The sequence below is a fragment of the Paracoccus subflavus genome (genome assembly GCF_004310345.1).
Classification (GTDB): Bacteria; Pseudomonadota; Alphaproteobacteria; order Rhodobacterales; family Rhodobacteraceae; genus Paracoccus; species Paracoccus subflavus.
Genome location: NZ_SISK01000003.1, coordinates 117366 through 129789, shown reverse-complemented (window position 1 = coordinate 129789; position 12424 = coordinate 117366). Strand labels below are relative to the sequence as shown.

At 66.7% G+C, this 12424-nt stretch carries 10 protein-coding genes; 3 read left to right on the top strand and 7 right to left on the bottom strand.

Annotation, left to right across the window (positions count from 1 at the left end):
- Window positions 1–60 precede the first annotated feature (60 nt).
- The 3 genes from glyS to EYE42_RS05720 are packed head-to-tail and all read right to left on the bottom strand — an operon-like array spanning window position 61 to window position 3757.
- Window positions 61–2367, bottom strand: coding sequence for a glycine--tRNA ligase subunit beta (gene glyS, locus EYE42_RS05730; protein WP_130990359.1), 2307 nt, complete (start codon window positions 2365–2367; stop codon window positions 61–63).
- Window positions 2367–2831, bottom strand: coding sequence for a DUF6446 family protein (locus EYE42_RS05725; protein WP_130990358.1), 465 nt, complete (start codon window positions 2829–2831; stop codon window positions 2367–2369). Before EYE42_RS05725 ends, glyS begins: the two co-directional genes overlap by 1 nt.
- On the bottom strand, window positions 2828–3757 hold the full coding sequence (locus EYE42_RS05720) for a glycine--tRNA ligase subunit alpha (protein WP_130990357.1): 930 nt from the start codon (window positions 3755–3757) through the stop codon (window positions 2828–2830). Before EYE42_RS05720 ends, EYE42_RS05725 begins: the two co-directional genes overlap by 4 nt.
- Window positions 3758–3855: 98 nt before the next feature.
- Here EYE42_RS05720 and EYE42_RS05715 point away from each other — a divergent pair, with 98 nt between their 5' ends.
- Both EYE42_RS05715 and EYE42_RS05710 read left to right on the top strand, forming a co-directional pair.
- Window positions 3856–5205: a peptidoglycan-binding domain-containing protein gene (locus tag EYE42_RS05715; RefSeq protein ID WP_211657900.1), complete on the top strand. Its 1350-nt coding sequence runs from the start codon at window positions 3856–3858 to the stop codon at window positions 5203–5205.
- On the top strand, window positions 5202–5702 hold the full coding sequence (locus EYE42_RS05710; RefSeq protein WP_130990356.1) for a GNAT family N-acetyltransferase: 501 nt from the start codon (window positions 5202–5204) through the stop codon (window positions 5700–5702). Before EYE42_RS05715 ends, EYE42_RS05710 begins: the two co-directional genes overlap by 4 nt.
- 7 nt (window positions 5703–5709) lie before the next feature.
- Here EYE42_RS05710 and EYE42_RS05705 read toward each other — a convergent pair whose 3' ends face one another.
- Window positions 5710–7161, bottom strand: a complete 1452-nt coding sequence (locus tag EYE42_RS05705) for a TrkH family potassium uptake protein (protein ID WP_130990355.1) — start codon at window positions 7159–7161, stop codon at window positions 5710–5712.
- Between the two features lie 99 nt (window positions 7162–7260).
- Between EYE42_RS05705 and EYE42_RS05700 the strand changes: the two genes are divergently transcribed.
- On the top strand, window positions 7261–7521 hold the full coding sequence (locus EYE42_RS05700; RefSeq protein ID WP_246020607.1) for a hypothetical protein: 261 nt from the start codon (window positions 7261–7263) through the stop codon (window positions 7519–7521).
- Here the strand turns inward: EYE42_RS05700 and ccmE are convergent.
- From ccmE to EYE42_RS05685, 3 genes are all read right to left on the bottom strand, one after another.
- The gene (ccmE, locus tag EYE42_RS05695; protein WP_130990514.1) at window positions 7518–7967 is read right to left on the bottom strand and encodes a cytochrome c maturation protein CcmE; all 450 of its coding nucleotides are present in this window, start codon (window positions 7965–7967) and stop codon (window positions 7518–7520) included. The two genes, EYE42_RS05700 and ccmE, sit on opposite strands and share 4 nt — an antisense overlap.
- Window positions 7968–7987: 20 nt before the next feature.
- Window positions 7988–8800: a glutamate racemase gene (locus EYE42_RS05690; RefSeq protein ID WP_130990353.1), complete on the bottom strand. Its 813-nt coding sequence runs from the start codon at window positions 8798–8800 to the stop codon at window positions 7988–7990.
- A 91-nt stretch (window positions 8801–8891) separates the two neighbouring features.
- A complete protein-coding gene (locus EYE42_RS05685; RefSeq protein WP_130990352.1) occupies window positions 8892–12281 on the bottom strand; it encodes an indolepyruvate ferredoxin oxidoreductase family protein in 3390 nt (1129 codons plus the stop codon).
- Between the last annotated feature and the right edge of the window lie 143 nt (window positions 12282–12424).

The following is a 12424-nucleotide window of genomic DNA, read 5'->3' as shown; positions in this document are numbered from 1 at the left end:
GCATGAAGAAGGGCCGGAGGGTTTGTCCTCCGGCCCTTTTGCGGTGTGACCGTGGTGGCGTCAGCCCTCGATCCTGGTGAAATCCGCGATCTGCTGGCCGGCGGCGCGGATGCGGTGCAGCAGGTTCAGGCGGTTGCGGCGGACGATCTGGTTGTCGGTATTGACCTGCACGGTATCGAAGAAGGCGTCGATGGGCGCCCGCAGGGCCGCGATGGCACTCATGGCGGCGGGAAAATCCTCCGCCTTGATCGCTGCCGTGATCGCCGGTTCGGCGGTGTCGAGCGCGGCGAAGAGGGCGCGCTCCTGATCGGTTTCGGCGAATTTCACGTCGGCGCCGAAGCTGTATTCGACACCGTCCTTGTCCTCGGCCTGCGCCAGGATGTTGCCTGCGCGTTTGAGGCCCTGGGTCAGGTTCCGGCCATCATCCGTTTGCAGCATGGCGTTCAGCGCGGTGGCTCGGTTGACCACCAGCACGAGGTCGTCATTGCCGGGCTGCGCCAGCACGGCGTCGATGATGTCGTGGCGGATGCCCTGGTCGCGGAGATAGATCTTGAGGCGGTCATGGAGGAAGGAGAGGAGGTCGGGGAACTTGTCCTTAAGATCAGCTAAGTATTCATCAGCCTTATAAATCACTGCTCTGTCCGCCAAGGTCTGCATCAAGCGTTCCGCCGATACTACGCCCTTGAGGTCATCTTCTTTAAGAAGCGAAGGTAAGAAACTGAACTCTGTTTCTTCATCTTCAAGATGGTTGAGTGTATCTTCGAGATTTCGGTAGCTATTAAATAGGTCATAAACGTTATCGCGGAGATACTCACCATAACCTCCGATGAACTGCCTGCGATAAGTGTCAACGCTCCAATTATAGATATTTTCGAAGGAGGCACGCGAGCGGCTTGTAATTAGCAACCTCAATTGGCCCAACGCCGCCCGCCGCAGCGCAAAAGGATCCTTCGATCCGGTGGGCTTCTCATCAATTGCCCAGAACCCGGTCAGCGTGTCGATCTTGTCTGCCAGCGCCACCGCTACCGAGACCGGCGCGGTCGGCACTGCATCTGACGGCCCAAGCGGCGAATAGTGGTCGCGGGCGGCATCTGCTACGGCGTCGGGCTCACCTGCGGCAAGGGCGTAGTAGCGGCCCATCGTGCCTTGCAGTTCGGGGAACTCGCCGACCATGGCGCTGCGCAGGTCCAGCTTGGCGAGGCGGGCGGCGCGTTCGGCCTGGTAGGGATCGGCGCCGACCAGCGGGGCGATCTCGCGGGCCAGCGCTGCGATGCGGGCGATGCGGTCGGCCTGGCTGCCCAGCTTGTTGTGGAAGGTGACGGACTTCAGCCCCTCGGCCCAAGCTCCCATCCCGGCCTTCGCCTCGCGCAGGTCGTTCTGCCAGAAGAACGCGGCGTCCGACAGGCGGGCGGCCAGCACGCGCTGGTTGCCGGCCAGGATCGTCGCGCCGTCGTCGGGCGTGTCGATATTGGCGACGGTGACGAAGCCCTCGATCCGGCCGGTCCTGGGATTCCTGGCCGAGAAGAACTTCTGATGCTCCTTCATCGAGGTTTGCAGCACCTCGGGCGGCAGGTCCAGGAACCGCTCCTCGATCACGCCCATCAGGGGGACGGGCCATTCGACAAGGCCCGCCACCTCGGAGAGCAGGGCCTCGTCGGGCACGATTTCCCAGCCGCGCGCGAAGGCGAGGTTGGCGGCGTGCTGGCGGATCGCGGCCTCGCGTTCGGCGGCGTCCAGGATCACATGGGCGCGGCGCAGTTTGGCGGCATAGTCGTCAAAGCCCGAAACGGCAAAGGCGTCGGGCGACAGGAAGCGGTGGCCGCGGGTGGTGTTGCCGGCACCGATGCCGTCCACGGTCAGGGGCACGACCGTGCTGCCCGCTTCGTCGGACAGCAGGCAGAGGATCGAATGCAGCGGGCGCACCCAGCGCAGCGCGCCGTTCCCCCACCGCATCGACTTGGGCCAGGGGAAATTGCGGATGGTCGCGTCCAGCACCTCGGCCACGATTTCGGCGGCGGGGCGGCCGGGCTTTTCCATTGTGGCGAACCAGACCTGACCCTTCTTGTCGTCGCGCGCCACCAGTTGATCGCGGGTCAGGCCGGTCGAGCGCAAAAAGCCCTCCAGCGCGGCGTCGGGGGCATCAAGGCGGGGGCCCTTGCGTTCCTCGCGCGTGGTGGGACTGTGGGCGGTCAGGCCCTCGACCGTCACCGTCAGGCGTCGCGGCGTGCTGAACGCCCCGGCGCTGGCATAGGTCAGGCCCGCATTCACCAGCCCGTCGGTCACCAGCTTTTTCAGGTCGTCGCGGGCGCGGGCCTGCATCCGGGCGGGGATTTCCTCGGACAGCAGTTCGATCAGCAGGTCGGGCATCAGTCCATCACTCCGCGTTCCGGGGTCTTGTCGTTGTATTGGTGCCAGCCATAGACGCGGCCGTCGGGATAGATGGCCAGCACGCGGTCCACGTCGGGGCGAATCTCGGCCTGACCCAGCACCGCGCGGGCCGCGCCCGAGTCCAGGTCGGCGGTCAACTGGCCGTTGTCGAAGCAGTCGAACCATCCCGGGGCACCCAGGGGCGTTGCGCCCTCGAACGGAACGGGGTCGGCGGGCTGTTCGGCCAGCACGGCGCAGACCCGCCAGCGAAGCGGAGAGCTGTCGGCGTCGATACCCTGGAAATCGGTGACTGCCAGCGTGGCGGGACCGTTGGCGGTTTGCACGGTCAGCGCGTCGGCGGGGGGCATCCGGTCATAGAAATGGTATTCCTGAAAATACCACATGCCGGCGCCCGCGATCACGCCGATGGCCAGCAGGCCGATGCCGACGATCTTGCCGTTCATGACGCGACCGGACCCTGGGCGGCTTCGGTGGTCAGGAACAGGTCGGCGCAGGCTTTCGCAAGCGCCCGGACCCGTCCGATATAGGCCTGCCGTTCGGTCACACTGATGACCCCCCGCGCATCCAGCAGGTTGAAGATGTGGCTGGCCTTGATCGCCTGGTCATAGGCCGGGTGCGCCATCGGAATGGTGCGGCCCGCGCCGTCCGCCGGATCGGCGGACAGGATCCGGGCGCACTCGGCCTCGGCGTCCTTGAAGTGCTGGAACAGCGTGTCGGTATCGGCGATCTCGAAGTTCCAGCGGGAATATTCGCGCTCGGTCTGGCGGAAGATGTCGCCATAGCTCAGAGGGTGGGCCGCGCCGGGATCGTTGAAGGGCATGTCCATGACGTGTTCGACGCCCAGCACATACATCGCCAGCCGTTCCAGTCCATAGGTCAATTCGCCCGATACGGGGCGGCAGTCATGACCGCCGACCTGCTGGAAATAGGTGAACTGGCTGACCTCCATCCCGTCGCACCACACCTCCCATCCCAGGCCCCAGGCGCCCAGGGTGGGGGATTCCCAGTCGTCCTCGACAAAGCGGACGTCGTGGACCATCGGGTCCAGTCCGATGGCCCGCAGGCTGCCCAGATACAGATCCTGCAGGTCCGGGGGCGAGGGTTTGATGATGACCTGGAACTGGTAATAATGCTGCAGGCGGTTCGGGTTCTCGCCATAGCGGCCGTCGGTCGGGCGGCGCGACGGCTGGACATAGGCCGCGGCCCAGGCGCGCGACCCCAGGGCGCGCAGGGTGGTGGCGGGGTGAAAGGTGCCCGCGCCCACCTCCATGTCATAGGGTTGCAGGACGGCGCAGCCCTGGGCAGCCCAATAGGTCTGCAGGCGCAGGATGATCTCCTGAAAGCTGCGGGGGCGGTTGGGGCTGGTCATCGGGGCCGTCCTTTTGCATAGATCAGCAATGCTTGCGGCCTTCTAGGCGGGGCGGGGAACAGGGTCAATAAAGGCCACGGGATCGAAGGGGGACGGGAATGCGGCGCTTGGCAGCAGGCTTGGTGATGGCGGCGGCGCTGCCGATGGCGGCATGGGCGCAGGATGCCGTGATCCGGATCGAGGCCAAGCGCGAAGGCGACGTGGCCGAGGCGGCGGCCCGCTGGGCCGAACGGTTCGACGACGTGGTGACGTTTCCGCTGCCGCGCGGCTGGACCGCCATCGCCATCGGCCCGCTGTCGCCCGAAGAGGCGGGCGAACGGATCGACGCGCTGAAACAGGCGCGGCAGATCCCCTCGGACAGTTTCGTGGCCGTGCCGGGCGCGGATGTGGTGCTGACCCCGGTGGGCGCGGGCACTGTGGCAGAAACCGTGCCCGAGGCTGCCCCACCTGCCGCGCCGCAGGCCGACCTGCCCGCGCCGGGCGCCTATATCCGTCTGCAATCCGTGCAGGCGCGCGCGGATGGCGATGCCGCGCTGGCCGACTGGCGCCGCACCTTTCCCGAGGCGGGGCTGGCGGAACTGCCGAACGGCTGGTTCGGGGTGGCCTTGGGTCCGATGGACCGCGCCACCGCCGAGGCCTGGCTGCGGGTGTTCAAGGACGGCGATCTGGTCCCGAACGACGCCTTCGTGTCGGATGCGGCCGACTTGGCCGCTGTGGTTCGGCCCGGCGAGACGCCAGACCTGCCGCCGCCGCCCACAACTGCTGCCCAGATGCCGCCCATGGATCAGGTGCAGCGCGCTTTGCGCTGGGCGGGCGTCTATGACGGAGAGATCGACGGCCAGTCCGGCCCCCGCACCCGCGACGCCATCACGGCCCAGATTCTGGCCAGCCGGACATCGACCGACCCGGGCACCGCCATGCGCGACCTGATCGCCCGCCGCGACGCCTGGCGGGCCGAGATGGGTCTGGACAGGCTGGACGATCCGGCCACCGGCCTGTCGTTGCTGGCGCCGATGGACCGGCTGGAGTTCGACCGGACGGAACGCGCGCTGTCGATCTATGGCCCGAAGGATGGCTCGGGCGCGGCGCTGATCCTGTTCAGCCAGCCCGGCGGGCAGCAGGAACTGCTGGATCTGTCGGGGCTGGTGACGGCGCTTGGCTGGGTGCCCCAGCCCAGCCGCACGATCCAGCCCGGCCATGTGCTGCTGGAGGGCGCGAACGAGGCCCATATCGGCCGCGCCGAGGGCTGGGTCCGCGACGGCCGGGCCGAGGGCTTCGTGCTGATCTGGCCTGCGGCGGATGCGGATGGGCAGGCACGGATCGCGGCGGAAATGTCGGACAGTCTTGCGCGCAAGGGACCGGCGGCGAACGATGCAGCGACCGGCCCGGCCATGCCGGGGGCCGGAACGAACGGCACGGCGGGGGCCGCCCTGCCGGCCCGGCCATGAACCGTCCAGGGAACGACGGCGGGCGCGTCCCCCTTGCGGATGTCAGGATCATGGCGGCCGATCCTCGGGACACCACGGCGCGCGAGTGCCTGGATCACTATTACGGCGAACTGGCCCGGCGGTTCCGGCAGGGCTTTGACGTGTCGTTGTCGCGCGACCCCGAGGCCGAGGACATGCTGCCCCCGCGCGGGGTCTTTCTGGTCGCCTGGTCGGGCGGTCAGCCGGTCGGCTGCGCCGGACTGAAGGGATTTGGCAGGGGCGAGGCCGAGGTCAAGCGCGTCTGGGTGGCGCCGGCTGCCCGCGGCCAGGGCCTTGCCCGCCGCCTGATGGACGAGATCGAGGCGCGTGCCGCGGGCCTGGGCATCCACCGGCTGATGCTGGACACCAACAGCGCGCTGACCGAGGCCCTGGCCCTTTACCGCAACACCGGCTGGACCGAGATCGACCGTTTCAACGACGATCCCTATCCGGACAGGTTCTTCGAGAAACGCTTGTAGCGCCCCCCTAACCCCGCCAGAACCGCGGCAGCAGCAGGACCAGCACGGACACCAGTTCCAGCCGGCCCAGGTACATGCCCAGGGTCATCATCCACTTGGCACTGTCGGGAAACTGCGCGATGGACCCGTTGGCAGTGATTTCCGGCCCCCAGACCACCCCGATATTGGCAATGGCGGTCCAGGCGCCCGTCAGGGCGGTGCGCGGGTGCAGCCCGGTCAGCGACAGGCCCACGATCAGCAGGCCAAAGGTCAGCATGAACAGCGTGAAGAAAGCCATGACCGAATCGGTCACGTCCTGGCTTAGCGGGCGGCCTTCGTAGCGCAGGGCATAGACGCGGTGGGGCGAATGCATCCGCCGCAACTGCGCCCGCACGGCCTGGAACAGCACCAGATAGCGGAACACCTTGACCGAACAGCCGGTCGATCCGGTGCAGCCGCCGATCAGCCCGCAGATGATCAGCACCGCCAGTGGCAGATGCCCCCATTCCAGCACGTTGGTCGAGGCGAACCCGGTGCCCGAAAAGATCGAGACGACGTTGAACACGGTTTCGCGGAGGATTTCCACAAACGTGCCCTGATGTTGCAGGAACACGATGCGATACACCACGATGATCGCGCAGGCATACCCGATCCATCGCAGATAGGCGCGGATCTGGATGTCCCTCCAGATCGGGGTGAACTGTCCGCGCGTGGCCTGGACCATGCGGATGAACGGGATCGAGGCCAGGATCATGAACACCGACGCGGCCCATTCGGGCGGACCCAGGAAGGCCCCGAAACTGGCGTCGTAATTCGAAAATCCGCCGGTGGACACCGTGCCGAAAGCCTGCACGATGGCATCGAAACCGGTCATGCCCAGCAGCAGAAAGGTCACGACGCAGGCGGCGGTCAGCATCATGTAGATGCGCGTCATCTCGGCCGCGATCTGGCCCGCGCGGGGCAGCATCTTGCCCAGGGTGTCGAATCCCTCGGACCGGAAGAACTGCATCCCCCCGACCTTCATGACCGGCAGGAACACCATGGCCACCACGACAATGCCCAGGCCGCCCGTCCAGTGCAGGATCGCCCGCCACAGATGCGTCCCGTGCGGCAGGACGTCCAGTTCCGCAAAGGCGGTTGTTCCCGTGGTCGTCAGGCCCGACATCGCCTCGAAATAGGCGTCCACGAAAGCGGCGTCCGGCTGGCCCAGCAGGAACGGCAGCGCGCCAAAGACCGGCAGCACCGCCCACAGCCCCGAGGTCAGCAGGAACGCCTGCTGGATCGTCAGGCTGCGGTAATCGCCCCAGGTGGCCACCGACAGCAGCAGACCCGCAACAACGGTCAGCGCGCCGCTTTGCAGGAATACCCTCCAATGCGGATTGCCGTGCCACCAGTCCACAAGCAGCGGCGCCATCATCGCGACCCCGAAGGTGACGATGATCTTGCCGATCGGATGGACAACGGGGCGCAGGTCGATCATCGCGCCTGCTTGCCCCGCGCCCCGGCGGGCGTCAAGCGTCCTGCCCGATCATCCGCCCCGTCCGGCCGATGCGCCGTTGCCGAGGCCGACGAGGTGTCGATGTCCAAGGCCGCCAGGCTGATGGCCGGGCTGATGCAGACGCCCGGGCATCTGGCCTCGACCCAAGGCTGGTATCGGGAAAGACTGGCGGGACTGGACGCCGGCAGCCCCGAAGGGCGGCAGGCCCGATTGGCCTTTTTCGCCGGCGAGGGGGCGTTCCTGCTGCATTTCCTGCATTTCCTGCGCTTCATACCGCAGCAGGATGCCGAATGGCAGGGCGTCTTTGCCGACATCGCCAGACTGCTGGAACCGCCGCCCTAGCTGTTGGGGTCCTGATAGACGCCCGTTTCCTTGAGCGTGTCCATGACCTCTCGCGGCATATAGGTTTCGTCGTGCTTTGCCAGCAGGTCGCTCGCCTCGAACCGGCCGTTGCGATAGTATCCCTTGGCGATGGTGCCCTGGCCTTCGGTGAACAGGTCGGGCCGCGGGTCGCGCCCGACATAGCTGACGGGGATTTCCGCCGCGCCGTCGGTGATGACGAAGTCGAATTCCACCCCGTCGCGGTTGACGACGGTGCCTTCCTTGACCAGCCCGCCAAGCTGGAAATATTCGTCCGGCGCGGGGGCCAGTTCGGCCACCTGCGTGGGCGAGCGATACAGGTTGATCCCGTCGCGGAAGCCATAGCCGATCAGACCCACGGCGATGACCAGGGCGACGGCCGCCGCCGCGATCACCTGGACGCGGCGACGTTTCTTGAGGGATTTCATGCCTGCCATGGGTTTCGTCCTCATGCTGCCTCGAAACGGATCGGGCGGCGCAGGAATTGCGTGGCCTTGCCCGACACGCGGACCGGATTGCCGGTCGTCAGGTTCTTGGATTCGGTGCCCGATCCCAGGAATTCCGGCCTGCGCTGCAGATAGTCGGCCAGGCTTTCCGCGACCAGTCCCGCCTGGCTGAACACCTTGACCTTCGGGCCAAGCGCCCGCTGGAAAGCATCCTGAACCAGCGGATAGTGGGTGCAGCCCAGCACCGCGGCCTCGGGGTATGGCATCCGGCGCAGCAGGGCCTCGACATGCGAGGCCACAAGCGCCTCGGCCAGGATCTCGTCGCCCATCTCGATGGCATCGACGACGCCGCCGCAGGGCTGCGCCTCGACATCGACGCCCACGGCGCGGAAGGCCAGTTCCCGCTGAAAGGCGCGGCTGGCGACGGTCGCCGGGGTCGCGAACAGGGCCACATGCTTGACCGCGACCTCGCGCGGGGGGGAATTGTCGCCCCAGCGGCGTTCGGTCAGCGCCTCGATCATGGGCACAAAGACGCCCAGCACGCGCTTGTCCTGGGGCAGCCAGCTTTCCTGCATCCGCTTCAGGGCCGCCGCCGATGCCGTATTGCAGGCCAGGATCACCAGATCGCACCCCTCGGCCCACAGCCGTTCCACGCCCGCGCAGGTCAGGTCGAAAATGTCCTCGGCGGTGCGGGTGCCATAGGGGGTGTGCTTGTTGTCGCCCAGATAGACCAGCGGCAGATCGGGCAGACGCGCGGCGATGGCCTGATGGACCGTCAGCCCGCCCAGTCCCGAATCGAAGACGCCTACCGCCATGGCCCCACCCCTGCTTGCCCCGCGAGGCGCCTTTCTAGGGCGCATCGCGGGTTTTGCAAATGACCTAGATCAGTCGGTCACCGAAAGGTGGTCATTCGGCGGCCTGTTGCAGGGGCGCCCGGCCGCTGCGGAACTGCGCCAGCAGCTCGGTTCGGCGCGCGGCGGCAAGGGCTGCGGCCTGTTCCTTGACAGGGCCATAGCCCGGCACCGTCAGCGGCAGTTCCGCAAGTTCGATGGCGACGGGCATGGTGGCGTCCGTGACCTGGGCCAGAACCTCGCGCATGTCGTGTTCGTATTCGCGGATCGCGGCGCGTTCGTGGCGGCGTTCGGCGGAATAGCCGAAAGGATCGAACGGGGTTCCGCGCAGGCCTTTCATCCGGGCCAGGACCTTGAAGGCCGTCAGCATCCACGAACCGAATTCGCGTTTCTTGGGCCGACCGTCCGCCGTCTTGCCCGACAGGATCGGCGGAGCCAGATGCAGCGTCAGTTTCGGATCGCCGTCCCACTGTTCCGCCACCTGCCGCGCGGTGGTCAGATGCAGGCGCGCAACCTCGTATTCGTCCTTGTAGGCCAGCAGCTTGTAATACCCGCGCGCGACGCTTTCGCGCAGCGGGGCAGGGGCTGCATCGACCAGCCTGCGGAACCGCCGGGCCAGCCGCTTGCCCTGGTATCCGGTCAGCCGCGCCTCGCGATAGGCGATGGGGTCGGGCGGCAGGTGCGTGACGGGGACCGGCTTGCGGGTCTGTTCCGGGAACGCCATCGCCCATCGGCCGATCTGAAAGGCGCGCAGGTTTTCATCGACCTTGGCGCCGTTCAGGCGGATCGCCTGTTCGATCGCCTCAAGGCTCAGCGGCAGCAGGCCCTGCTGCCAGGCCGCGCCCAGCACCAGCATGTTCGAATAGATCGAATCGCCCAGCAGCCGCAGCGCCAGATCGTTGGCGTCGAAAAATGCCACCCGGTCGCGCAGACGCGCTTCCAGCGACAGCTTCAACTGGTCGGACGGCACCCGGAAATCGCGCAGCCGGGTAAAGTCGCCGGTAATGATCTCGTGATCGTTCACCACCGCGCCGGTGCGGCCGCTGGTCATCAGGCCGATGGTCTTGGCCCCCGCCGTCACGACCAGATCGCCGCCGATGATGCAGTCGGCCTCGCCCACGGCGACGCGGATGGCGCTGATGTCCTCGGGTCGGTTGGCCAGGCGCAGGTGGATATGGACGGCGCCGCCCTTTTGCGCCAGGCCCGCCATCTCCATCATGCCGGCGCCCTTGCCGTCGATATGGGCGGCCTGCGCCAGGACCGCGCCGATGGTCACGACCCCGGTGCCGCCGACGCCGGTGATGACGACGTTATGCGTGCCGCCGATCGCGGGCAGGTCGGGGATGGGCAGGTCGGGAATGTCGAAGGCCTCGGCCTGGGGCTTGCGCAGCGTGCCGCCCTCGACCGTGACGAAGCTGGGGCAGAAGCCTTTCAGGCAGGAATAGTCCTTGTTGCACGACGACTGGTCGATCTGGCGCTTGCGGCCCAGTTCGGTGTCCAGCGGCACGATCGACACGCAGTTCGACTGCACGCCGCAATCGCCGCATCCCTCGCAGACCTCGGGGTTGATCCAGACGCGGCGGTCGGGATCGGGGAACTTGCCGCGCTTGCGGCGACGGCGTTTCTCGGCCGCACAGGTCTGGATATAGAGGATCGCGCTGACGCCCGGCGTTTCTGACAGCTCGCGCTGCACCGTCATCAACGCGGCCCGTTCCTCGAAGCGCAGTCCCGCCGGAAACTGCTTGGGGTCGATATCCTCCTTTTCGTCATGGACGACGACCAGCGGCCTGACGCCCATCGCCACCAGTTCGGCGGCGATCCTTTGGGCGGACAGCCCACCCTCGTTCGGCTGGCCGCCGGTCATGGCCACGGCGTCGTTGAACAGAATCTTGTAGGTGATGTTGGTGCCCGCCGCGATCGCCGCGCGGATCGCCAGCGATCCCGAATGGTTGTAGGTGCCGTCGCCCAGGTTCTGGAACACATGCTTTCGCTTGCTGAACGGGGCCTCGCCCACCCAGTTGACGCCCTCGCCGCCCATATGGGTGAAACCGGTGGTCTCGCGGTCCATCCACTGCACCATGTAATGACAGCCGATGCCCGCATAGGCACGGCTGCCGTCCGGGACCTTGGTCGAGGTGTTGTGCGGGCAGCCCGAACAGAACCAGGGCGTGCGGGTCGCGATTTCGGGGGCGTTGTCCGCGCGGCGCACCTGGGCCAGGCGGGTCAGGCCGGCCTTGATGTGATCGGTGCCGCGGCCCTCCTCGATCAGAATCTCGCCGATCTTCTGGGCGATCATCACCGGGTCCAGAGCATAGCGGGTGGGGAACAGTTCGGCCCCGGTGCGGTCGTGTTTCCAGCCGTGGACCCGACGGCCATGGCGGTTGTCGAAGATCGCCTCTTTCAGTTGCACCTCGATCAGCTTGCGCTTTTCCTCGACGCAAACGATCAGTTCCAGCGTTTCGGACCATTCCTGAAAGGATTTCATGTCCAGGGGCCAGGTCTGTCCGACCTTGTAGGTGGTCAGGCCCAGCCGCTCCGCCTCGGCCTCGTCGATGCCCAGAAGCGACAGGGCATGGACCAGATCCAGCCAGTTCTTGCCCGCCGCGACAAAGCCGATCCGCGCACCCGTCTTGCCCCAGACCTTGCGGTCGATGCGGTTGGCGCGCGAAAACGCCTCGGCCGCCCAGCGCTTGTGGTCGATCATCCGCGCCTCTTGTGCGATGGGGGTGTCGCCCAGGCGGATGTTCAGCCCGCCCTCGGGCAGGGCGCGGTCGGGGGTCACGAAGGCCAGGCGAAAGGGATTGCCATCCACGACCGAGGTGGCCTCGACCGTGTCCTTCATCGTCTTGAGACCGGTCCAGACCCCCGCATAGCGCGACAGCGCAAAGCCATAGAGGCCATAATCCAGGATCTCCTGCACGCCCGCGGGCGACAGCACGGGGATATAGGCGTCGATCATCGCCCAGTCCGACTGGTGCAGCACGGTCGAGCTTTCGCCCGTGTGATCGTCGCCCATCGCCATGACCACGCCGCCATGGCGCGATGACCCGGCCATGTTGCCATGCCGCATCACGTCGCCCGAGCGGTCGACCCCCGGTCCCTTGCCATACCACAGCGCGAAGACGCCGTCATATTTCCCCTCGCCGCGCAGTTCGGCCTGCTGGCTGCCCCAGATGGCGGTGGCGGCCAGATCCTCGTTCAGGCCGGGCTGGAACAGGATGTTCGATTCCGTCAGGCGCCTGCCTTCGCGCACCATTTGCAGATCGACGGCCCCCAGCGGCGATCCGCGATACCCGGTGACAAGCCCCGCCGTGTTCAGCCCCGCCGCCCGGTCGCGGGCCGATTGCATCAGCATCAGCCGCACCAGGGCCTGGGTGCCGTTCAGCAATACCTGCGGCTTTGTCAGGTCGAAGCGGTCGGCCAGCGAGAATTCCTGCCTGCTCATCGTTGTGTCTCCTCCCACGCGCGACGACTGTTGGGGTCAATATAGGTCAGCTTGGTTGACCGACAAAGGAAAAAAGGCCGCAGCCGCTTTCCCTTGCCGGAAAAGTGCTTTCCGGTTAAGGGCTACGATGAAGGCATGGAAGA